The 22,773-nt window shown below is 62.1% G+C and carries 19 protein-coding genes and 6 tRNA genes; 4 read left to right on the forward strand and 21 right to left on the reverse strand.

What is annotated here, in order from left to right:
* Window positions 1-40: 40 nt before the first annotated feature.
* Window positions 41-1,645, forward strand: a complete 1,605-nt coding sequence (gene aceB / locus LPA34_RS10320) for a malate synthase A (protein ID WP_228977648.1) — start codon at window positions 41-43, stop codon at window positions 1,643-1,645.
* A gap of 265 nt (window positions 1,646-1,910) precedes the next feature.
* On the opposite strand, the gene LPA34_RS10325 is transcribed toward aceB, so the two are convergent.
* Window positions 1,911-2,312 carry a gamma-glutamylcyclotransferase family protein gene (locus LPA34_RS10325; RefSeq protein ID WP_228977650.1) on the reverse strand — a complete coding sequence of 134 codons (402 nt, stop codon included), beginning with the start codon at window positions 2,310-2,312 and terminating at the stop codon, window positions 1,911-1,913.
* A 16-nt stretch (window positions 2,313-2,328) separates the two neighbouring features.
* Complete coding sequence (rraA, locus tag LPA34_RS10330; protein WP_228977652.1) at window positions 2,329-2,823, reverse strand: ribonuclease E activity regulator RraA; 495 nt, start codon at window positions 2,821-2,823, stop codon at window positions 2,329-2,331.
* Window positions 2,824-2,986: 163 nt separating this feature from the next.
* Between rraA and LPA34_RS10335 the strand changes: the two genes are divergently transcribed.
* Window positions 2,987-3,880, forward strand: coding sequence for an AraC family transcriptional regulator (locus LPA34_RS10335; RefSeq protein WP_228977653.1), 894 nt, complete (start codon window positions 2,987-2,989; stop codon window positions 3,878-3,880).
* A gap of 27 nt (window positions 3,881-3,907) precedes the next feature.
* Here LPA34_RS10335 and LPA34_RS10340 read toward each other — a convergent pair whose 3' ends face one another.
* The 7 genes from LPA34_RS10340 to gltX form a co-directional block, all read right to left on the reverse strand.
* Window positions 3,908-4,375, reverse strand: a complete 468-nt coding sequence (locus LPA34_RS10340) for a GNAT family N-acetyltransferase (RefSeq protein WP_228977655.1) — start codon at window positions 4,373-4,375, stop codon at window positions 3,908-3,910.
* 226 nt (window positions 4,376-4,601) lie between these two features.
* A tRNA-Asp gene (locus LPA34_RS10345) sits at window positions 4,602-4,678 on the reverse strand.
* An 81-nt stretch (window positions 4,679-4,759) separates the two neighbouring features.
* Window positions 4,760-4,835 (reverse strand) — tRNA-Glu (locus LPA34_RS10350).
* 60 nt (window positions 4,836-4,895) lie between these two features.
* Window positions 4,896-4,972 (reverse strand) — tRNA-Asp (locus LPA34_RS10355).
* A 77-nt stretch (window positions 4,973-5,049) separates the two neighbouring features.
* Window positions 5,050-5,125 (reverse strand) — tRNA-Glu (locus tag LPA34_RS10360).
* 141 nt (window positions 5,126-5,266) lie between these two features.
* Window positions 5,267-5,342 (reverse strand) — tRNA-Ala (locus LPA34_RS10365).
* A gap of 128 nt (window positions 5,343-5,470) precedes the next feature.
* Complete coding sequence (gene gltX / locus LPA34_RS10370; RefSeq protein ID WP_228977657.1) at window positions 5,471-6,880, reverse strand: glutamate--tRNA ligase; 1,410 nt, start codon at window positions 6,878-6,880, stop codon at window positions 5,471-5,473.
* 421 nt (window positions 6,881-7,301) lie between these two features.
* On the opposite strand from gltX, the gene LPA34_RS10375 reads away from it, so the two are divergent.
* A complete protein-coding gene (locus tag LPA34_RS10375; protein ID WP_411178896.1) occupies window positions 7,302-8,327 on the forward strand; it encodes a patatin-like phospholipase family protein in 1,026 nt (341 codons plus the stop codon).
* Between the two features lie 139 nt (window positions 8,328-8,466).
* On the opposite strand, the gene LPA34_RS10380 is transcribed toward LPA34_RS10375, so the two are convergent.
* From LPA34_RS10380 to LPA34_RS10400, 5 genes are all read right to left on the reverse strand, one after another.
* Entirely contained in the window at window positions 8,467-9,135 is a 669-nt protein-coding gene (locus LPA34_RS10380; RefSeq protein WP_228977662.1) for a C40 family peptidase, read from the reverse strand.
* A gap of 125 nt (window positions 9,136-9,260) precedes the next feature.
* Window positions 9,261-10,892, reverse strand: coding sequence for an ABC transporter ATP-binding protein (locus LPA34_RS10385; protein ID WP_228977663.1), 1,632 nt, complete (start codon window positions 10,890-10,892; stop codon window positions 9,261-9,263).
* Window positions 10,889-11,983: an ABC transporter permease gene (locus LPA34_RS10390; RefSeq protein WP_228977666.1), complete on the reverse strand. Its 1,095-nt coding sequence runs from the start codon at window positions 11,981-11,983 to the stop codon at window positions 10,889-10,891. Before LPA34_RS10390 ends, LPA34_RS10385 begins: the two co-directional genes overlap by 4 nt.
* 1 nt (window position 11,984) lies before the next feature.
* Window positions 11,985-13,022 (reverse strand): microcin C ABC transporter permease YejB, encoded by a 1,038-nt coding sequence (locus LPA34_RS10395; protein ID WP_228977667.1) that lies wholly within the window; start codon window positions 13,020-13,022, stop codon window positions 11,985-11,987.
* 84 nt (window positions 13,023-13,106) lie between these two features.
* On the reverse strand, window positions 13,107-14,900 hold the full coding sequence (locus tag LPA34_RS10400; RefSeq protein WP_228977871.1) for an extracellular solute-binding protein: 1,794 nt from the start codon (window positions 14,898-14,900) through the stop codon (window positions 13,107-13,109).
* A 346-nt stretch (window positions 14,901-15,246) separates the two neighbouring features.
* Between LPA34_RS10400 and fabI the strand changes: the two genes are divergently transcribed.
* Entirely contained in the window at window positions 15,247-16,038 is a 792-nt protein-coding gene (fabI, locus tag LPA34_RS10405; protein WP_228977669.1) for an enoyl-ACP reductase FabI, read from the forward strand.
* A gap of 129 nt (window positions 16,039-16,167) precedes the next feature.
* Here the strand turns inward: fabI and LPA34_RS10410 are convergent, their stop codons facing one another.
* The 7 genes from LPA34_RS10410 to LPA34_RS10440 form a co-directional block, all read right to left on the reverse strand.
* Window positions 16,168-16,521: a hypothetical protein gene (locus tag LPA34_RS10410; RefSeq protein WP_228977672.1), complete on the reverse strand. Its 354-nt coding sequence runs from the start codon at window positions 16,519-16,521 to the stop codon at window positions 16,168-16,170.
* Between the two features lie 341 nt (window positions 16,522-16,862).
* Window positions 16,863-17,042, reverse strand: a complete 180-nt coding sequence (locus tag LPA34_RS10415) for a DUF2934 domain-containing protein (protein ID WP_228977673.1) — start codon at window positions 17,040-17,042, stop codon at window positions 16,863-16,865.
* A gap of 206 nt (window positions 17,043-17,248) precedes the next feature.
* A tRNA-Ser gene (locus LPA34_RS10420) sits at window positions 17,249-17,342 on the reverse strand.
* Window positions 17,343-17,558: 216 nt separating this feature from the next.
* Window positions 17,559-18,809: an aspartate kinase gene (locus LPA34_RS10425; protein WP_228977676.1), complete on the reverse strand. Its 1,251-nt coding sequence runs from the start codon at window positions 18,807-18,809 to the stop codon at window positions 17,559-17,561.
* A 371-nt stretch (window positions 18,810-19,180) separates the two neighbouring features.
* A complete protein-coding gene (gene tilS / locus LPA34_RS10430) occupies window positions 19,181-20,608 on the reverse strand; it encodes a tRNA lysidine(34) synthetase TilS (RefSeq protein WP_228977678.1) in 1,428 nt (475 codons plus the stop codon).
* A gap of 40 nt (window positions 20,609-20,648) precedes the next feature.
* The gene (locus LPA34_RS10435; protein WP_090530526.1) at window positions 20,649-21,620 is read right to left on the reverse strand and encodes an acetyl-CoA carboxylase carboxyltransferase subunit alpha; all 972 of its coding nucleotides are present in this window, start codon (window positions 21,618-21,620) and stop codon (window positions 20,649-20,651) included.
* Window positions 21,621-21,732: 112 nt separating this feature from the next.
* Window positions 21,733-22,758: an endonuclease III domain-containing protein gene (locus tag LPA34_RS10440; protein WP_228977680.1), complete on the reverse strand. Its 1,026-nt coding sequence runs from the start codon at window positions 22,756-22,758 to the stop codon at window positions 21,733-21,735.
* Window positions 22,759-22,773: the final 15 nt, after the last annotated feature.

The following is a 22,773-nucleotide window of genomic DNA, read 5'->3' on the forward strand; positions in this document are numbered from 1 at the left end:
TCATCGTATTTCCGTAATCTGACCGACCAAGGGAGAAACCATGACGAATCAATCGTCGTTATCGTTGCAACTGCCGCAGGGCATGCGTATCACCGCTGAGATCAAGCCGGGCTTCGAATCGATTCTCACGCCCGCCGCACTCGAACTCGTCGCAAACCTGCATCGCGTGTTCGAGCCGCGCCGCCAGCAACTGCTGAAGGCACGCGCCGAGCGCACCAGGCGTCTCGACGCCGGCGAGCGCCCTGACTTCCTTGCTGAAACGAAGCACATCCGCGATAGCGACTGGAAGGTCGCACCGCTGCCGAAGGATCTCGAATGCCGTCGCGTCGAGATCACCGGGCCGGTGGAACGCAAGATGATCATCAACGCGCTGAATTCGGGCGCGGATTCGTACATGACGGATTTCGAGGATTCGAACGCGCCGAGCTGGGACAACCTGATCACCGGGCACCTGAACCTGAAGGACGCCGTGCGCCGTGAGATTTCGCTCGAACAGAACGGCAAGTCGTATCGCCTCAACGACAAAATCGCGACGCTGATCGTGCGTCCGCGTGGCTGGCATCTCGATGAAAAGCATGTGACGGTCGATGGCCAGCGCGTGTCGGGCGGCATCTTCGATTTCGCGCTCTTCCTGTTCCACAACGCGAAGGAACTCGTGAAGCGCGGCTCGGGCCCGTACTTCTACCTGCCGAAGCTCGAAAGCCATCTCGAAGCCCGCCTGTGGAACGACATTTTCGTCGCGGCACAGGAAGCAGTGGGCATCGCGCGCGGCACGATTCGCGCGACCGTTTTGATCGAGACGATTCTCGCCGCCTTCGAAATGGACGAAATCCTGTACGAGCTTCGCGAGCACAGCTCGGGCCTCAACGCAGGCCGTTGGGACTACATTTTCTCGGCGATCAAGAAGTTCAGGAATGACAAGGACTTCTGCCTTGCCGACCGCTCGCAGATCACAATGACCGTGCCGTTCATGCGCGCCTATGCGCTGCAGCTGCTCAAGACATGTCATCGCCGTAACGCGCCGGCGATCGGCGGCATGAGCGCACTGATTCCGATCAAGAACGACCCGGCAGCCAACGACAAGGCGATGGGCGGCGTGCGCTCCGACAAGGCGCGTGACGCCGGCGACGGCTACGACGGCGGCTGGGTCGCGCACCCGGGCCTCGTGCCGATCGCGATGGAAGAGTTCGTCCGTGTGCTCGGCGACAAACCCAACCAGATCGGCAAGCAGCGCGATGACGTGCTGGTCACCGCGAAAGACCTGACCGACTTCCGCCCGGAAGCCCCCATCACGGAAGCGGGCCTGCGCAATAACATCAACGTCGGCATCCATTACCTGGGGTCGTGGCTTGGGGGCAATGGCTGCGTGCCGATCCACAACCTGATGGAAGATGCGGCGACCGCCGAGATCTCCCGCTCACAGGTGTGGCAGTGGATCCGTTCGCCGAAGGGCAAGCTCGACGACGATCGCAAGGTCACCGCTGCGATGGTGCGCGATCTGACGAAGCAGGAACTCGACAAGGTGAAGGTTGCCGTCGGCGGCGATACAAAGCCCTATGAGCGTGCCGCGGAAATCTTCGAAGAAATGTCGACATCGGAAAACTTCACCGAGTTTCTGACCTTGCCACTGTACGAAGAGATCTGATAGCGCGTTTGCGTCAATCCGGGCCGGTTTGAACGGCTTGCTGGAGTGTCGACGTGGCTCGGGTATGGAGCGCGTGCATCATCGTGACATGACGGCTCAATGGGTCCCGGCCCGTTGAGCCGTTTCGTTTCGGGCAGTGGGTACGTTGGTCACGCCGATCGCAGTGACCGTTCACAGCGGCGGGTGGCGCATCAACACCCACCTCGGTTTTAGCGGAAGAATGCGCGTACATGGCGCATGCATACCGTGAAGCCCGTGCGCGCCGCTATCTCCCGCGACGATGCGCAACCCAGTCGCCTGAGGCGATCTCCTTCAACCCGGGCACGGCCTCTTTCGCGACGGGATAAAAACGGCACGCAACCGCAGTGCCGTCGACGTCGACCGTGACATCACGCCCCTGAAATAAACCCTCGACGCCGGGATACACCTCCTCGATCTCGTCGAGCACCGCGACAAGTGCATCGTCGATTGCATAGACATCGCCTGTGACGGACACACCCTGCTCATCCACGACGAGCCCGGGATAGGTGCCGAAGTCGTATAGCCGGCCCTTCACTGCCGCAGTGCCAAGCAGCGTTGGCGCCGCGATATCGTGGCGCGCGGCCGCGGAGCTGATGTCGTTGACTTCCCCCGCCCGAAGCGTGCCGTAGACAAACACGTTCTGCATTACCTTCCCCTCCCGCTCAGTTCAACGGCGCGGACGCGACCAGTACGCCATCGACATCGACATAAACCCATTCACCCGGACGCACGACCGACCCCGGCATACGTACCGGAATATCGCGCTCGCCGCCTCCGCGTTTCTGGCTGCGCTGTGGATGGGTCGCCAGCGCGGCGATACCGATATTGCATTCGTTCAACTCGAGCGTATCGCGCACGCAACCGTTCACCACAATACCGGCCCAGCCGTTCTTCTCCGCGATCTGGCCAAGATTGCCGCCGACAAGCGCGCAACGCCGGCTGCCGCCACCGTCGACGACCAGCACACGGCCATTCCCATTTTCCTCGAGCGTGGCGCGTACCAGCGTGTTGTCTTCGAAGAGCTTCAGCGTCACGGCCTCGCCGCCAAACGAACCCGCACGGCCCCACAAACGGAACACGGGATCGAGCACCCGAAGCGTGCCTGCGGCCAGCTTGTCCTCATTGGCATCGCACAGGTCCGCGGTCGCAAAAGTCATCGCTTCCTCCAGATAAATAAATGGGATGACATGCATTATGCCTTGCGCGAATTTTCCGCCACCCTCTGCCGGATGGCTAACGTCGCGCGACTCGCCGCCCGACTGCCTGCAACGCCCCTACAATGACGTCATCCTTCGCATCAGGTTGCGGCCCTGCCTTGTCATGAATCAGCCCATTGCCATGCCGGAATCGACGCGCGTCGATTTCGCCGACATTCCGCCGGAATTCGCGCCGACGCCGACGCACCCCATCCGCGTCCGGTCGCGGCCGATGCCGGCCGGCGTGCGCATCGCGCGTCACACACACGCATGGGCGCAGGTCGCGTATGCGTCGAGAGGTGTATTGCGGATGGCGACGTCGGGCACGACATGGATGGTTCCGCCATCGCGAGCAATCTGGGTGCCGCCGCATGTCACGCACGAAGTCATCATCGTCGAGGATGCGTTTTTGAGGACACTGTATGTGAACGAATCGATCGTGCCCGCGGGGCTTGACGCATGTCGCGTCGTCGAAGTCTCCGGATTGCTGCGCGAAGTGATTGCCGCGCTCGATACGCCCGGTCTTTCGGCGGCACGCGAGCAATTGCTTGGCGCACTGGCGCTCGACGAACTGACGCGCTCGGAGCCGTTACCGCTTTCCGTGCCCATGCCTACCGAGAAGCGCCTGCGCGCACTGTGCGAAGCCGTTATCGCCGATCCGGCCAACACGGATTCGCTCGAGAGCTGGGCATCATGCGTGGGTGCCAGTACGCGGACCATCGCGCGTCTGTTTCGCCAGGAACTGGGGGTCAGTTTTTCGCAGTGGCGTCAGCAGGCGATTCTCGCTCGGGCGATCCCGCTGCTGAGTCAGGGCCGGCCGCTTTCGCTCGTCGCTCAGGAGCTGGGCTATCAAAGCCAGAGTGCGTTTTCGGCGATGTTCCGGCGCGCATTCGGCGAAAGCCCGCGCGCGTTCATCGAACGCGGCGTCGAGCATCGCGACGGCCGGCATGAAGAAAATGAAGATGAAAGCAACCTGTTCGTGGATGAGCTGGATGCCCATCGCGGCCAGCTGAAATAGCCGCAATGCGTGAAAGCCAGAACGGTGTCAGACGCGCCGCGCCATGTGACGGATCGCCCCGAGTTGCGCGAGGCGAGGCCCCGCGAGACGATATCCCATGCGGTGGTAGAGACGGGCTGCGGGGTTATCGACGAAAACACACAGTTGCAATTCCCGCAACCCACGCGCGCGCGCCCACCGGTGCGACATGTTCAGCATGTAGGTTCCGGCGCCTTGCCGGCGATGTCCTTCGGCGATCTGCACATCGCGGATATGCAGCGAGTCGCCTTCTTCGGTGACACGCAGCACGCCGATTCCATTTCCGTCCATTTCGAGGATGAAGTTTTCCGACTCCCGCCAGCTGGCAAGAAACAGATCGCCGCGCCACACCAGATGATGGCGCTTGTAATAACCGCCCATGTTGCGGCGCGTAAGTGCCTCGGCGAACTCGAAGTCATCCATGCTGGCTTTGCGCAACAGGAAGGCGGGCGACAGGACTTCGGTCGGGTCGAGCATGGCGCAACGGACGGAATGATGACGGCACAAAGGTAAGACAGGCGGCGGGCGCTGGCAAGGGCGGTTTGCCCGAGGCAGCGGGCAAGACCGGGTACGGGCGACGCGGACGTGAAGGTCGCGAAAGGAACGGCTCAGGCCACGGCAATAGTGACGGCCGAAGCACATCAGGATTCGACGACGGGAAAGAAAAAAGCCCGCTGAAACCCAGCAGGCTTTTTTCTTGATCTGGCGGAGCGGACGGGACTCGAACCCGCGACCCCCGGCGTGACAGGCCGGTATTCTAACCAACTGAACTACCGCTCCAGCTTGTTTGCACCATGGCTTGCGAGCGTTGGTTATCTCTCTCAAGCTGCATCGCCGGCTTGCTGTGGCGCTGCTGATGTCTGGCGTCCCCTAGGGGATTCGAACCCCTGTACTCACCGTGAAAGGGTGATGTCCTGGGCCTCTAGACGAAGGGGACAATGTACGCTTACACCTTTAATGAAAAAGCCCGCTCAAGCGCTCCTGAACGGGCTTTATCTGGCGGAGTGGACGGGACTCGAACCCGCGACCCCCGGCGTGACAGGCCGGTATTCTAACCAACTGAACTACCACTCCATTTACTGCATGCCCGCGAGCGATAGTTAAATCTCTGCAAGCGACATCGCTTTCGATAACCAAGCGACGCTGATGTCTGGCGTCCCCTAGGGGATTCGAACCCCTGTACTCACCGTGAAAGGGTGATGTCCTAGGCCTCTAGACGAAGGGGACATAATCTTTTCAGATTCTGTCTTGTTCTTGCTGTTAATTACCGCCAACAGCAAAGAACGATATTCTAACTGCCGTACTACCGTTTGTGAAGTCTTTTTTGCTACAACGACTGCACTCGCGGAAGACTTCATTCTGCTCTGATGGTGGAGGTAAGCGGGATCGAACCGCTGACCTCTTGCATGCCATGCAAGCGCTCTCCCAGCTGAGCTATACCCCCTTGCAGAACAGAAGCGAGATTGTAGATAGCGAATCTCGTTTTGTAAATACCCTTTGAGTCGCCGCATGCGACTTTTTTCAAAGCCGCATGCGTACGCATTCACGCGCTCGCCTGATCGCACCGATCGCTCAGGCGAGCGCCTGTTCGATGCGACTCACGACGACCTCACGGCCGAACAGCATCAGCACACTGTCGATCGATGGCGTATGCGTCGTGCCCGCCACGAGCAGCCGCACCGGCATCGCGAGTTGCGGCATCTTCAGCTTGTGCGTGCCGAGCGTCGCCTTCAACGTGGCAGCGATGCTTTCCTTCGTCCACTCGGCATCCTTCAGTGCAGCAGCCAGATCCGCCAGTGCGGGACGCACGACATCGGTGACATGCTGCGCCACCGCCTCGGGTTCCGGAGCCGGCGTGCGGTAGAACATCGCGGCGTTCTCCGCGATCTCCTTCACGGTTGAGGCACGGTCCTTCAGCAAGCCCACGACGGCCGTCAGATCGGCACCTGCAGCAAGCGCTGCGTCGTCGATACCGAGTTCGCCGAAGAACGGCTTCGCTAGGCCCGCGAGACGCGCGTTGTCGGCTTCCTTGATGTAATGCGCGTTCAGCCAGCTGAGCTTGCCGTGGTCGTATTGCGCCGGCGACTTGCCGAGATGCTCGAGGTCAAACCATTCGACGAACTGGTCCCGCGAAAAAATTTCCGCATCGCCGTGCGACCAGCCAAGACGCGCGAGATAGTTGAGCACGGCCTCGGGCAAATACCCGGCGTCGCGATAGCCCATCACGCTCATCGCGCCATGCCGCTTGCTCATTTTTTCGCCCTGCTCGTTGAGCACGGTCGGCAGGTGGGCGTAGACCGGCGGCTCCGCGCCGAGCGCGCGCAGGATGTTGATCTGGCGCGGCGTGTTGTTCACGTGATCGTCGCCGCGAATCACGTGCGTGATGCGCATGTCGATATCGTCGACGACCACGCAGAAGTTGTAGGTCGGCGTGCCATCAGGACGCGCGATCACGAGATCGTCCAGTTCTTCGTTCGAGATTTCAATACGCCCCTTCACGGCGTCGTCCCAGGCAACGATGCCCGTCAACGGATTGCGAAAGCGCAGCACCGGTTCGACGCCGGCTGGCGGCGTCGGCAGTACCTTGCCGCGCTCAGGGCGCCACGTGCCGTCATAACGCGGCTTTTCGCCCGCGACACGCTGACGCTCGCGCAGCGCGTCGAGCTCTTCCGTCGACATGTAGCACGGGTACACGAGATCCTTCCCGGCCATCTGCTTCAGGACCTCGCGATAACGGTCCATGCGCTGCATCTGGTAGAACGGACCTTCGTCGTAATCGAGGCCGAGCCAGTTCATCCCTTCGAGGATCGCGTCGACGGATGCCGACGTCGACCGTTCGAGATCGGTGTCCTCGATCCGCAGTACGAACGCGCCCTTCATGTTGCGGGCGAACGCCCACGGATACAGCGCTGAGCGGATGTTCCCCAGATGGATGAAACCAGTGGGACTCGGTGCGAAACGGGTACGAACGGGTGTGGTCATGTGCGGTTACTCGAAGGCAGGCGCCGGCGCGCGGACATCATCGCGATGACGCGCGAAAGCGGAACGCGTCCATGCGACGCATGCGGCGTGCGACGCGGCGCGTGGACTCGAATGACAGATGCAAGACCGCGATTATACCCGCCGGTTGCAGTCGCCCGTGCCGCGCCAGGCGCTTCTGGAAGACCCCTGCCGGAAGCCGACATGGGACGTTTCGACTTGCCCATTTCACAAGACACTTCACGGTGACGTTCACGACGCGCTTCAGGACAGGCCTGACGACGCCTGTCGCGGGGCATTCGCAAAACGGTTCGCGCCGCGCCTTGCGACATCTTCCGCGCTGGCGGTCTTCCCATGCCGTTACCGCGCGGCGACGGTGCTTTGCTTTATGATGTGCGCGCGCCGCCGTCCTGATTGCGGCGCGGTGCGATCGCCGCGGGCGATCGCGTGGGAACGAATGCCGCGTCCTGTCGCGCGATACACCCGGAACCGGGTCGCACGGACGCCGCCGCTGGAGAAATCGTTGAAGCCGTCATCCCCCCGTCTGAGCCGCCGCAATTTTTCGCTTGCCGCGGCGTCCGCCGTCCTTACCGCGTGCACGACCACATCGACGGATAACCCCGTCGCGATCACGCCGCCGCCCGTCAGCAAACCGCCCCGGCCGCTGCGTGTCGCCCTTGCGCTCGGCGGCGGCGCGGCGCGCGGCTTCGCCCACATCGGCGTAATCAAGGCGCTCGAGGCACGCAGCGTCCAGATCGACCTCGTGTGCGGCACGAGCGCGGGCTCGGTGGTCAGCGCACTGTACGCCTCGGGCATGACCGGCATCGACATGAACCGGCTCGCCCTGAAGATGGACGAAGCGTCGATCAGCGACTGGGCGATGCCCTTTCGTACACGCGGTTTCCTGCAGGGCGTGGCGCTCCAGAACTACCTGAACACGACGCTCAACAATCGCCCGATCGAAAAGATGGTGAAGCCGCTCGGCATCGTCGCGACCGATCTGAAGACCGGTCAACCGATCCTGTTTCAGCGCGGCAATACCGGCATCGCGGTGCGCGCGTCGTGCAGCGTGCCGTCGGTGTTCGAGCCGGTGAAGATCGCTGGACACGAATACGTGGATGGCGGCCTCGTAAGCCCGGTGCCGGCCTCGTTCGCGCGCCGGATGGGTGCGGATTTCGTGATCGCGGTCGACATCTCCGCGCGCCCGGAAACAGGGCTCACGGCAAGCTCGTTCGACGTGCTGATGCAGACGTTCACGATCATGAGCCAGACGATCAAGGGCTACGAGCTCGACAAGTACGCCGACTTCGTGATCCGCCCGGATCTCGCCGCGATGAACAGCAGCGACTTCAGCCAGCGCAACGCCGCGATCCTTGCCGGCGAGGAAGCCGTCGCGAAGATCATGCCGGAACTCCAGCGCAAACTCGCAGCCGGACGGCCCGTTGTCTGACGGTTATCCGGCTGGTTGCACCTCCGGGTGCGCCCTCACCCTGCTCGCCGGACAGCGCCAGACGTAAAAAAAGCCCGCATCTTCAACGAAGCGGGCTTTTTCATGCGTGCAACGCGCGAAACCGGCAATGCCGGTCAGTTCAGTTGCCGCCGATGGTCGCGTTCACACGCGTACGCAGATCCTGCTGTTCCGTAAACGACGTCTCGATACGACGTGCGCCAGTGAAACGTTTTTCCCAATAACCGTCGTCCAGATCGTCGACGCGGATCGTGCTGCCCGTGGACGGCGAATGCACGAACTTGTTGTCACCGATATAGATGCCGACGTGGGAAGCCGCACGGCGCATCGTGTTGAAGAACACGAGATCGCCCGGCTTCAATTCGCTCATGCGAACCTTTTCACCGACGTGACTCATTTCCTCGGCGCGGCGCGGAAGCGCCATGCCCAGCGTGTCCTGGAACACGTAGCGCACGAACCCGCTGCAATCGAGACCGGAATCCGGTGTGTTGCCACCCCAGCGGTAGCGCACGCCAATCATGTTAAGTGCGCCCACCACGACATCGCCAGCCTTCCCGGCCATGCCGGAAAGAAACGACCGCGCACCCCTATCGCCCGGCAATGAGGCGCTCTGGTTTTGCGAACTGGGGGGGGACAGCATATCCGATCCATTCTGGATCGAAAGTGTGGCGTTCTGGTTAATACTGCTTACTTCGTCGGCGAACGCGCCGGGAGCTGCAGCCATCATGACGCCGATAAACATCCCGGCGACGACGCGCGTGCAAGCCTGGGTTAAAGATCGGTGCTGCATCGGTCGGTATTTTTTGCCTAAAAATCAGTGGGATACGGAAAGTTTTGTCGATACTAGCCAGTAAGTATTTATCTGTCAAAACAAATAGAAAAATACAATCGAGCGACGCACCCAATTGGCGAATGTCAGGTAGCGAACGAAGCTTTCAGCAGCTTTCGTGTGTAAGGATGACCTGGAGCAGCAAAAATCTTCTCCACATCCCCCGACTCGACGATAGAACCGTTCTGCATCACCGCAACCCGATGCGCCATCGCACCGATCACCGCGAGGTCGTGACTGATAAAGACGAAACCGAGGTTGTATTTTTGCTGCAAACCGGTCAGGAGTTTGAGCACCTGCTGCTGGATCGAGACGTCGAGCGCGCTGGTCGGCTCGTCGAGCACGAGGAGCCGTGGTTCCAGCACCAGCGCCCGTGCGATAGCGATCCGCTGCCGCTGGCCGCCGGAGAATTCATGGGGATAGCGCTGCAAGACGGTCCGGTCGAGGCCGACTTCGCGCAGCACCGAGATCACTTTCTCGCGTCGCCCCTGCGCCCCCAGTTGAGGACGATGCAGCGCAAGTCCCTCGCCGACGATCCGCTCGATCGTCTGCCGCGGCGAAAGTGAACTGAACGGATCTTGAAAGACCACCTGCATATTCGAGCGCAACACGGTCTGTTCACGCCCCCGCCAGGTCTTGAGCGCCCTGCCCTGGAAATCGATTTCGCCCGAGGCCGTGCGTTGCAGGCCGAGTAGCGCCATCGCAAGGGTAGATTTTCCCGATCCCGATTCGCCGACGATACCGAGCGTCTCTCCTTGCCTCACCGACACATCCGCGCCCGCCACCGCGCGAACGCGCCCCGAGCGGAACCACCCGCTCATGCCAGGCAGCTTCGTGCGGAAATCGACCGAGACATTGCGTGCCTCGAGGATGACCGGCGCAATCGGCATCACCGGCATCACGGTCCGCTCCGGACGACTCCGCAGCAGACGTTGCGTGTACGGATGCTGCGGCGATGCGAAGAGTTGCTCGACCGGCCCGCTTTCGACGAGCACGCCCTTCTCCATCACGGCCACGCGTTGCGCGAAATGCCGCACGAGATTCAGGTCGTGCGTGATCAGCAGCACGGCCATGCCGCGCTTCTGCGCTTCGTCGCGCTGGAGTTCGAGCAGCAATTCGACGATCTGCGCACGGATCGTGACGTCGAGCGCCGTCGTCGGCTCGTCGGCAAGCAGCAGACGCGGCCGGCATGACAACGCCATCGCGATCATCGCGCGCTGGCGCTGACCACCCGACAGCTGATGCGGATAGCTGTTGACGCGCTTCTGCGGCTCGGCGATACCCGTACGCGCGAGCAGCGCGACAGTACGCTTGCGCGCTTCAAGGGACGACACGCCGTCGTGGATCACGATCGTCTCGGCAATCTGGTCGCCGATCGTGTAGAGCGGATTGAGCGCCGTCATCGGCTCCTGGAAGATCATCGCGATGTCGGAGCCGCGCAGGCCGCGCATTTCGCGCTCGCTCTTTGTCAGAAGTTCTTCGCCGTTGAAGCGGATCGAGCCGCTCACCTGCGCGTCGCTCAACAGCCGCAGGATCGACAGTGCGGTCACGCTCTTGCCCGAACCCGATTCGCCGACGAGCGCCACCCGCTCGCCGCGCTCGATGGCCAGCGTCACGTCGTTGACCGCGACCGTATCGCCGAACGTCACATGCAGACGATCGAGCGCGAGCAGCGGCCCCGCGAACGGCGGTTTGGTGGATGCGTTCGCGCCGCTCACTGGTTGCCTCCCGCACGCATCGCGTCGGAGATGCGGGTGTCGAGCGCGTTGCGCAGCGCATCGCCCATGAATGTCAGCAGCAACAGCGTGGCGACGAGCACGCTGAACGTCGACAGCGAGATCCACCACGCGTCGAGATTGGCCTTGCCCTGCGCGAGCAGTTCGCCAAGACTCGGCGTCGGCGACGGCACACCGAGGCCGAGAAAATCGAGGCTGGTGAGCGCGAGAATCGAGCCGCTCATCCGGAACGGCAGGAACGTGATGACCGGCGTAAGACTGTTCGGCAGCACGTGATGCCAGATGATCTGCCAGTTCGAAAGACCCATCGCCCGCGCCGCACGCACATAGTCCTGCTGGCGATTGCGCAGAAACTCCGCACGCACGTAGTCCGACAAACCGATCCAGCCGAACAGCGACAGCAGCACGATCAGCAGGATGAAGCCCGGCTCGAAAATCGACGCGAAAATGATCAGCAGATAGAGCTCGGGCATCGCACTCCAGATCTCGATGAGCCGCTGCCCGACGATATCCGTCCTGCCGCCGAAATATCCCTGTATCGCGCCCGTGAAGATGCCGATCACGGTGCCGATGAACGTCAACACCAGCGCGAATTCCACCGACACGCGAAACCCGTACAGCAATCGCGCGAACAGGTCGCGGCCGCGGTCGTCGGTGCCGAGCCAGTTGTCGCGTGAAGGCGGCGCGGGATTGGGCACCTTCGAGAAATAGTTGAGCGTGTCGTAGTAGTACGGGTTCGGCGGATAGATCGCGAAATTACCGGGTGCGTCGAAGCGATGCCGGATGTACGGATCGAGATAGTCCGCAGGTGTCGGGAAGTCGCCGCCGAACGTGGTTTCCGGATAGGTTTCGAAGAGCGGAAAGTACAGGTGGCCCTCGTAACGTGCGACGAGCGGCTTGTCGTTCGACCACAGCGGCCCGGCGAGACTCGCCGCGAACGCCACGACGAAGATGATCAGACTCCAGTAGCCGGAGCGCTGCTGCCTGAAACGTGTCCAGACGCGTCGCGCCGGCGATGGCGATACCAGCGTGCGAACCGTCTCGTTGCGGGTATTTGGAACGGCCTGGCTCAAGTCAGCGCTCCAGTTGTTCGAATTGAATGCGGGGATCGACCCAGACGTAGCACAGGTCGGAAATCAGCTTGGTCGCAAGACCGATCAGCGTGAACAGATAGAGCGTGCCGAGCACGACCGGATAGTCGCGGCGCACCACCGATTCGTACGACAACAGGCCGAGACCGTCGAGTGAGAACAGCGTCTCGATCAGCAGGCTACCCGTGAAGAACGCGCCGATGAACGCGCCAGGAAAGCCGACGATCAACGGCAGCAGTGCATTGCGAAACACGTGCTTCCACAACACGCGCCGCTCGGAGAGACCCTTCGCGCGCGCCGTCAGCACGTATTGCTTGCGGATTTCGTCGAGAAAGGCGTTCTTCGTCAACATCGTGACGACGGCAAAGCTGCCGATCACGGAAGCGAAAATCGGCAACGTGATGTGCCACAGGTAATCGAGAATCTTGCCGCCGATACTCAGTTGGTCCCAGTTATCGGACGTGAGGTTGCGCAGCGGAAAGAGCTGCAGGAACGAGCCGCCGCCAAACAGCACGAGGAGCAGCACACCGAGCACGAATCCTGGAATCGCGTAGCCGACCAGCACCAGCAGGCTCGTCGCGACGTCGAAGCGCGAACCGTTTCGCACCGCTTTCGCGATACCGAGCGGCACGGAGATGAGATAGGTCAGGAAGAACGTCCACAGACCGATGCTGATCGACACCGGCAGCTTCGACACGATCAGCGACCACACGCTTTGATGGTGAAAATAGCTTTGCCCGAGATCAAAGCGTGCAAAGCGTTTGAGCATCAGCACGTAGCGCTCGAGCGGGGGCTTGTCGAAACCGTAGAGCGCCTTGAGTTGCGCGATCTGCTGCGCGTCGACGCCCGAATGTGCGCGCAGACCGAACGACGGGCCCTGCTCCGCGCCCTTGCGCAGATCGTGAACCGCCTGCTCGACCGGGCCGCCCGGTACGAACTGGATCACGACGAACGTCAGCGTCAACACGCCGAGCAGCGTCGGGATCATCAACAGCAGGCGTTTGAGGATGTAGCTCCACATGGGCGAATGTCCAGGGCGTGGTCGAGAGCAATGGAAGGCGTACGGCGACACCGGAAGAAAGCTGCGAACGTGCGATGGGCAACCTCAAGGCTTCGGCTCGAACCACCACATCGACGTAATCCAGTCGTTTGCCGAATAGTACAGCGGCAACGTCTTCGGCCATGCCATGCCGCGACGGAAAGCTACGCGGTGTGTCGCGCTGTACCAGTGCGGCACCACATAGTAACCATGCATCAGCACGCGGTCGAGCGCATGGGTTGCGTCGACGAGCTGCTCGCGCGTCTGCGCCTGGATCAGCGCGCTCAGGATCGAATCGACGACTGGCGACTTCAGGCCGATATAGTTGCCCGAACCCGGGTCATCCGCGGCCTTGCTGCCGAAGCGGTCGATCTCCTCGGAGCCCGGCACCTGCACGTCGGGATAGCGGATCGTGGTGGCGTCGAAATCGAATGCGTCCAGGCGTTTCTGGTACAGCGCGAAATCGACGACCCGAAAACGCACGACGATGCCAAGCTTGCCGAGATTGCGCACGAACGTCGCTATGATCGGCTCCATCGCCGCGGCCGAGCCCGAATCGTCGAGAATCTCGAACTCGAATGGCTCGCCCTTTGCGTTACGCAACGCGCCATCGCGATAGGTCCAGCCCGCCTCGGTCAACAGCGCGCGCGCCTGCAACAGGTTGGCACGCAGCGAGCCGGGCGGATCGGTATCGGGCTGCTTCGGCGGCGGCCCGAAAACCGCAGGATCGAGTTTCGTTCGCCACGGGTTCAGCAACGCGAGTTCGCCAGCGGAAGGAAGCCCCGTCGCCTGCAGATCGGTGTTCACGAAAAAGCTGTCGATCCGCTTGTACTGATTGTAAAAAAGCTGCCGGTTGAGCCATTGAAAGTCGAGCGCGAGATCGAGCGCCTTGCGCACGCGGACATCCTGAAAGAGCGGCCTGCGCTGATTGAGGATAAAACCCTGCATACCCGTGCCGTTGTGCTGCACGAATTCGCGCTTGATCAACTCGCCACTGTCGAACTTCTTGCCGACGTCGCGGCGCACCCAGCTACGCGCGACGTATTCGACGAACGCGTCGTATTCGCCGGCCTTGAACGCTTCGCGTCGCGCGGTTTCGTCGGAGTACAGCTTGTACGTGATGCGTTCGAAGTTGAACATGCCGACGCGCACCGGCAACGTCGCGCCCCAGTAGTTCGGATCGCGGCGATAGGTGATATCGCGGCCGTTGTCGTAGTGCTCGATCACATACGGACCGCTGCCGACGGGCTTCTCGAACGCAATCTGATCGAACGCAACGTGGCTGCCGTCCGGCTTCGTCCCCCACTTGCGCGAGAAGACCGGCACGCCGCCCGCGATCAGCGGCAACTCGCGATTGCGTTGACGGAACTCGAAGCGGATCGTCCCCGGATCGACCACCACCGCGCGCGTGATCTCCGCGAAATACGCAGCGAACTGCGGCGCGGCCTTCGGGCTTTTCAACGTGTCGAACGAGTATTTGACGTCGTCGGCCGTGACCGGATCGCCGTTCGAAAAGTGCGCGCGCGGGTTGATGTGGAATGTTGTCGACAGGCCGTCGGGCGCAATGCGGATGTCGTCGGCGAGCAGGCCATACGCGGACGCGACTTCGTCGGAGCTGCCCGTCGTCAGGCTTTCGAACATCACGCCGAGACCAGGCGCCGCGTTGCCCCGCAACGTGAACGGATTGAATTTGTCGAAGCTCGTGAGCCGGTCCGGATTCGCGAGCACCAGCGTACCGCCGCGCGGCGCCGACGGATTCACATAATCGAAGTGTTTGAAATCCGCTGGATATTTCGGCTCGCCGTACTGCGCGATCGCATAGACCGCCTGCGCGGGCTGCGCGGTCAGCAACGCGACCATGCCGACCGCCACGGCCACCGAACAGGCGAGCGCCGAACGCGAAATCGCCATGACGCCAACGCGCGACAACGCGTAAAACACGGCATGCCATCCAGCACGAAACGGATGTGGCCATTGCGAGCCAGTTGGCAAGCCAGTCGTCATAGGGGCCTTATTGGTCAGGGGGCAGTTGCAATGTGAGAGAATTCTACCCAATAAACCCGCGCGACCCGAACGTCTGGCCACATCATGGCCATCCGGCCAGGGCGGGGCCCGGTTCGATTCAGCTTCAACGCACATCAAGCCCGGCCCAACCTCGCCGATCAGGGCCGAACGCCACGGCGCGCAGACTTCATCTGGAGATTTCATGGGCTTTCTCGCTGGTAAACGAATCCTGCTAACCGGCCTGCTGTCGAACCGTTCCATTGCATACGGTATCGCGCAGGCGTGCAAACGCGAAGGCGCCGAACTCGCCTTCACGTATGTCGGCGAGCGCTTCAAGGACCGCATCACCGAATTCGCCGCCGAATTCGGCAGCAATCTGATCTTCCCGTGCGACGTCGCGGACGACGCACAGATCGATGCCCTCTTCGTCTCGCTGAAGGAACACTGGGACAGTCTCGACGGCCTCGTCCACTCGATCGGATTCGCACCACGCGAAGCGATCGCTGGCGACTTCCTCGACGGCATGACGCGCGAGAACTTCCGCATCGCGCACGACATCTCCGCGTACAGCTTCCCCGCGCTCGCGAAGGCCGCGCTGCCGATGCTGTCGGACGACGCAGCGCTGCTGACGCTCAGCTATCTCGGCGCTGAAAAGGCAATTCCGAACTACAACACGATGGGTCTGGCGAAGGCGTCGCTTGAAGCGAGCGTGCGCTATCTGGCGGTCTCGCTCGGCGGCAAGGGCATTCGCGTGAACGGCATTTCGGCCGGCCCGATCAAGACACTTGCGGCAAGCGGCATCAAGGGCTTCGGCAAGATTCTCGAATTCGTCGAAAACAACGCACCGCTCAAGCGCAATGTGACGATCGAACAGGTCGGCAACACCGCGGCGTTCCTGCTCTCCGATCTCGCAGGCGGCGTGACCGCTGAGATCGTCCACGTCGACTGCGGCTTTAGCGAAGTCGTCGGCGGCATGGCAGGTGTAGCTGAATAACGCGACGTGCGCTCACCGGTCGCCTCGCAAGGCGAAGCGCATCCGATGTCATCGCGTTGATCGAAGAAGCAAAGATAAAAGCCGCCCGTCAGGGCGGCTTTTTGTTCCACATCCGGCATCACGACACGCTTAGTGCCAGCCGTTGTGGTGACCGTTGTCGTGGTGACCATGGTTATAGTCACGGCCCGGAGGATGATGACGATACCAGTCATCGCGCGCCCAATAGCGGCGACCATCGTAATAACGGTCACCGTGCCAGCCGATCACGATCGCCGGAGCGCCGTACACCGGAGCCCCATATACCGGCGCAGGCTGGTAGACGACAGGCGGAGGCGGCGGCGGTGCGTAGACCGGCGCCGGCGCAATGTAGACAGGAGCCGGAATGCCGATATTGACACCCACGCTCACGCCTGCCATCGCAACGCCTGACGCCCCAACCGCCAGTGCCCCGATCAACAACGAAACAACACGAGCCGACTTCATGTATTCACCTTTGGCGAGTTGATTTTGTTGGCCGGAATATAACTGAAGGTGACGATCCGTGTATTTCAACTTTGTAATAACTGATGCACAACCTCGCATCCTGGGCGGCTCCGTAACGAGTGGTTACACGGCTGGCAGATTTGAAAAGGTTTCGCGCACCCGAAGAATGGGGGTCATGATTCATGCAGCCACGTCGCCTGGCGGAGACACCGCATGAGATAGCGCGGATACGAAGGGATATCGTCGATGGTCAGACAGACAATGCAGACCATCGATGCAGTCGTCGTCTCGACACGCGCGATTCCGCCTGCCCAGGCTGCACGAAACCAGCGACGGCGGATTCATGCCTTGTCATCCGGATCAGCGCCGCTTTCCAGCGACTTGCCACCGCTTTCCTCTCTCAGAATTTCAATGCGGGCCTGCTCCCAGTATTCGTCAGGCACGCCTTTGGGATCGGGTGCATTCTCCCAGAGATGATAGGCGCGGGTCCGAATCCGCTCCTCAATTGAAGTGCTGTCCATGACGTGACCTCCGTGAGTTCGCGCGAGCCGCATGCCAGCATGGGTATGCGTTCAGTGTGCGTCAAACATTTCGTTTCGATGAGGGCAATGGAGCAATCGGCGTGCCGCGTTATACGCGACGTATCGATGCGGGTGGAAGAACAACGGCACGGCACAAAAACAAAACCCCGTAAGTCCGGGAACTTACGGGGTTTCGCCGCCATCACTGGCGGAGACGGAGGGATTCGAACCCTCGATCCAGGTTTTGGCCCAGATGCTCCCTTAGCAGGGGAGTGCCTTCGACCTCTCGGCCACGTCTCCCAAACTTTCGCTCGCGCAGGGAGTCAGCGCGACGAAGCCAAGATAATAGCGGGTTCACGCAACGTGGTCAATTTCCACGACACATTTTTTGTGCCAGTTCGTCGTTGAAGCGTGAATTCAATTCGAACTCGTTCACGCTCGGCACCCGCCATGCAATCGAAGGCGATGCAGCGCGCCCTGAACCGGTCCACCGCAGATCGTTACACCGGCACCCCGTTACGCCTGATCGAGTTCGAATGCCTTATGTAGCGCGCGCACGGCGAGCTCCATGTACTTCTCGTCGATGAGCACCGATATCTTGATTTCCGACGTCGAGATCATCTGGATGTTGATGCCCTCTTCCGACAGCGTGCGGAACATCGTGCTCGCGATACCAACGTGCGAACGCATGCCGACACCGACCACCGAGATCTTCGATACCTTCGGATCGCCCAGCACCTGCCCGGCGTTCACGTGGCCCTGCACCTGGCCCGTGAGAATGTCCATCGCGTGCTGATAGTCGCCACGGCCGACCGTGAACGTGAACGCCGTCTTGCCATCGACGCTCTGGTTCTGGATGATCATGTCGACGTCGATATTCGCGTCCGCCACCGGGCCGAGGATCTGATATGCGATGCCCGGCTTGTCGGGCACACCCATCACGGCGATACGGGCCTCGTCGCGCTGGAACGCGATTCCCGAGATGACTGCTTTTTCCATGGTGTCGTCTTCTTCAAAAGTAATCAGGGTGCCCGAGCTCATTTCCGTTTCGAGGGGGATCATCGGATCCGTCAGGCTCGACAGCACACGCGTCTTCACCTGATATTTGCCGGCGAATTCAACCGAGCGGATCTGCAGCACCTTCGAGCCGAGGCTAGCCATTTCCAGCATCTCCTCGAACGTCACGCGATCGAGGCGTCGCGCCTCTTCGACCACGCGCGGGTCTGTCGTGTAGACGCCGTCGACGTCGGTGTAGATCAGGCACTCGTCCGCTTTCAGCGCCGCGGCCACCGCGACCGCCGACGTATCCGAGCCACCGCGGCCAAGCGTCGTGATGTGGCCGTCCGGATCGATACCCTGGAAGCCCGTGATCACGACGACCTTGCCGGCGTCGAGATCGCGTAGCACGCGTTCGCCGTCGATATCGCTGATGCGCGCTTTCGTGAACGCGCTATCGGTTTTCACCGGCACTTGCCAGCCGGCGTAGCTGACCGCGTCGACGCCTGCTTCGTGCAGGGCGATCGACAGCAGGCCGACACTGACCTGCTCGCCAGTGGACGCGATCATGTCGAGTTCACGCGGGTTCGGCTGGGCGGAAATTTCTTTCGCGAGACCGATCAGACGGTTCGTTTCGCCAGACATCGCCGACGGCACGACGACCATCTTGTGGCCGGCCTTTTGCCATTTGGCGACGCGCTTCGCGACATTCTTGATGCGCTCGACCGAGCCCATCGAAGTGCCGCCGTATTTATGTACGATGAGTGCCATTGTCGTTCTGAACTGGAGTGGTGACCGCGCTGGGCACGCTGGAGACGACCGCACAACAGACAACGACAGGAATGACGATGGAGTGTGGCGGCGTAAATGCAGCGCGCGTGCAGCATGCGCGGGGTTTGCCCTTTATTTGCGCTTCATTTGCCCGTAACAGGAAGGTTGCGAGCGGGATGCGCCTGGCAACCGGTCCGGACATGACCGGGATTACGATAAAAACACGGCAAAATCTCGCCGGGCAAACAGGTTAACGTACCTGATCGGGAGAAAAAAGACAAGCCGGAATGCCGTAAAAACGGCTGTCAAACGCTTGTGTACAAAGGACTTACGCGTTTTTTCGGAACATTTCGCGGCTGCTGCGCGAGCTGTCAGGCGATCAGCACGTCCGGACGCCAGTCGAGGCGGAAATAACGTGACGCATCGGCCTCGGCTTCGTCCGCGGCGATGGCGGCCGTCTCGCGGTTGACGCCGATGAGCGGCACGAAAAGCAGCGCGTCGCCGCTGAAAACGAGCGGCACATCGCGCTTCCACGACGGCACGCCTCGCTCCTGGAACAGGTTTTTCAGCGTCCTGCCCGGTCCGTTCGCGTCCACCCGCATGCGCTCGCCGCCCGCGCGCGCGCGCGCCGACAGCGGCGTGCGGGTGAGCAGCGGCTCGGCGATCGCGTCGGGATCGTCCGCTTCGACTTCAGCGAACACGAACGTGCCGCGCCACTGCGGCAAACGCCAGATCGACTCGCCGCGCCACGTCAGCTCGCTCACAGGTCGTGTGTCGATCGCGGTTTCGTCGGCGGGTTCGGTGCTATCGCCCGTTTCCCAGAAAATTTCGTCGCGATAATTGCGCAGACTCTGGCCCGCGTGGTCGACACGCATGCCGTGATCGCGCGTGACATCCCGAAGCTGGCGCAGTGCGTCGGCGAGGCGCGCCGTCGACGCCGCCGGCAGACCGAGCGTGCGCATCCAGTAACGCAGGAGATTGATGGCCCGCTCATCGTCGAGCGCGAGCAATGCGTCACGCGACAATGCGCGCGCATCGTGACGGGCAGCCTCCTGCATATCGATGCGCGCAAGCTCGTCGAGCAGACGCTGGGCGGCGGCGGCGTGCGTCGCGGTCCGCGAAAGCGCATCGCGAAAACCCGGAAAATGGACTGCCAGTTCCGGCAACACTTCATGGCGCAGCGCGTTGCGGGCGTAACGCGTGTCCGCGTTCGATTCGTCGTCGATCCAGCTCAGGTCGCGCGCATGCGCATATTGTTCCAGTTGCGCGCGCAGCACATGCAGCAAAGGCCTTACCCGCACGATCCACGCGCCCGGCGCGAGCCGCTCGGGCGCCATCGCGGCGAGGCCGGCAAGCCCTGCCCCGCGCAGCAATTGCAGCAGCACCGTTTCGGCCTGATCGTCCGCATGCTGCGCGAGCCACAGCGCCGATACGTCGTGCCCGGCGCACATCGCGTCGAGCGCGCGGTAGCGCGCATCGCGCGCCGCGGCCTCGATGCTCACGCCGGTTTCGCGCGATACGTCGACATGCCGCGCCTCGAACGTGACGCCCCGTGCGTGCGCGAACGCATCGCAATGCGCGAGCCATTCGTCGGCGTGCGGGCTCAGCCCATGATGGATATGCAACGCCACACAACGCGATGCGCCGCCAACGCGCACTGCGGCGTCGAGCAGCGATGTCGAGTCGAGGCCGCCGCTAAACGCGACGGCAACACGCGCACCGGCAGGCAGCGCGGCAAACGCCGCGCCGACCGCATCGATAACGAGGCGGTCGGCGGGATTTTCAGTGGGGAGAGTCACGGCGGAAAGGCGCAATGCGCCCTTGAGAACGGACGCCGGCTTAGGCGCCCGGCGTCGTTTCCTTGAACTTGCCGTACGCCATCAGGCGTTCGAAACGGCGCTGCTTCAGGTCCTGAATGCTCATGCCCTGGAACTGACGCAGCGAATCGGCCAGCGCGCGGCGCAGCATGGCTGCCATGCCCTTCGGATCGCGATGCGCGCCACCGAGCGGCTCGTTGACGATCTTGTCGATCAGGCCCAGTGCCTTCAGACGGTGCGCGGTCAGGCCCAGCGCCTCGGCGGCTTCCGGAGCCTTCGCGGCGCTCTTCCACAGGATCGACGCGCAGCCTTCGGGCGAGATCACCGAATAGGTCGAGAACTGCAGCATCAGCACGCTGTCGCCGACGGCGATCGCGAGCGCGCCGCCCGAACCGCCTTCGCCGATGATCGTCGCAATGATCGGCGTCTTCAGCTCGGCCATCACGTACAGATTGCGGCCAATCGCTTCCGACTGGCCGCGCTCTTCCGCGCCGATGCCCGGATAGGCGCCCGGCGTATCGATGAACGTGAAAATGGGCAGGCCGAATTTCTCGGCGAGGCGCATGAAGCGCTCGGCCTTGCGATAGCCTTCCGGGCGCGGCATGCCGAAGTTGCGCAGTGCGCGCTCTTTCGTGTCGCGGCCCTTCTGGTGACCGATCACCATGCACGGCTGGCCGTTGAAACGCGCGAGACCGCCGACGATCGACAGATCGTCCGCATAGTTGCGGTCGCCGTGAAGCTCGTGGAAATCGGTGAACAGTTCGCTCACGTAGTCGAACGTGTACGGACGCTGCGGATGACGCGCGATCTGCGAAACCTGCCATGGGCTCAGGTTCGCGTAGAGGTCTTTGGTGAGCTGCTGGCTCTTCTTCGACAGCCGCTCGATCTCTTCCGAAATATCGACGGCCGAATCGTCCTGCACGAAGCGCAATTCTTCGATCTTCGCTTCGAGTTCAGCGATCGGCTGTTCGAAATCCAGAAACGTGGTCTTCATTGGTTGTAATCCTTGGACTTACCGGCAGCGCGTATTCTAACCGCGCCCAGCCATGTCAAAACCGCGTCTAAACTATCGATTTTTAGATATTGATAGCTACGCGTTGAGCCGCTTAATAGTCGACCGGCAACGGGTCGAGACTACGCCACATATACCAGGTTGCAACGGTGCGCCACGGCTCCCAGTTCGCCGCGACCTCGCGCGCCTCGCTGCGCGTGACGGGCTCGCCGCTGAAGTAGTTCACGCTGATCGCGCGGATCAGGCCAAGATCGTCGAGCGGCAGGACGTCCGGACGCGACAGGTTGAAGATGAGGAACATCTCCGCCGTCCACCGGCCGATGCCGCGAATCTGCGTGAGCTCGGCGATCACCGCCTCGTCTTCCATCGACTCCCACTTGCCGACGTGCAGCGCGCCCGACACAAAGTGTTGCGCCAGATCGAGCACGTATTCCGACTTGCGCTTCGAGAGTCCGCATGCCATCAGCTTCTCCTGCCCCAGCCTGATGAACTGCTGCGGCACGAGCTTCGGGCACGCTGTTTCGACGCGCTGCCACACGGCCTGCGCGGCCGCGACGGAAATCTGCTGGCCGACGACCGAGCGCGCGAGCGTCACGAACGGGTCGCCGCGGCTCAGCAGATGCACGGGGCCGAACTTCGGGATCAGCTTCTTGAGAATACGGTCGCGTTTGACGAGATCGGCACATGCGCGGTCCCAGTATGGCGGACGCGTCACCTCGGGCGTGAGCCCGACGATCTGCACCGGCACGGCGACTTCGGCCGACGTCGATGCACGGGTTTTGCGCACGACTTCGCCATCATGCAGCGTGTCGCGTGCGAGTTCCTGCACGTCGCCCGCGTGTTCCGCCGGCAACGCGCCATTGCCTTTCACGTGCGGCTTGTGCACGGACTTCGCCAGCTTGCGCGGTGTATGCGATGCGCCGTTGAGCGCGCGTTTGCCCGCCACTTTCGTCGCGAGTCCAGCGGACACTTTCGCCGCTGCCGTTGCGCCGTTGCCCGCTGTCGAAGCCGCCTTCAGCGAGGGGCTTGCCTTACTGCGTGCGCGCGCCGTTTTCACCGCGGCGCTCGCGCCTGTTTGAGACGCGGCGCGTTTAGCCGGCGTCTTCGTGGCCGTTGCCATCCTGCCTCCTGCCTG

It is taken from the genome of Paraburkholderia gardini, assembly GCF_907164575.1.
Taxonomy (GTDB): Bacteria; Pseudomonadota; Gammaproteobacteria; order Burkholderiales; family Burkholderiaceae; genus Paraburkholderia; species Paraburkholderia gardini.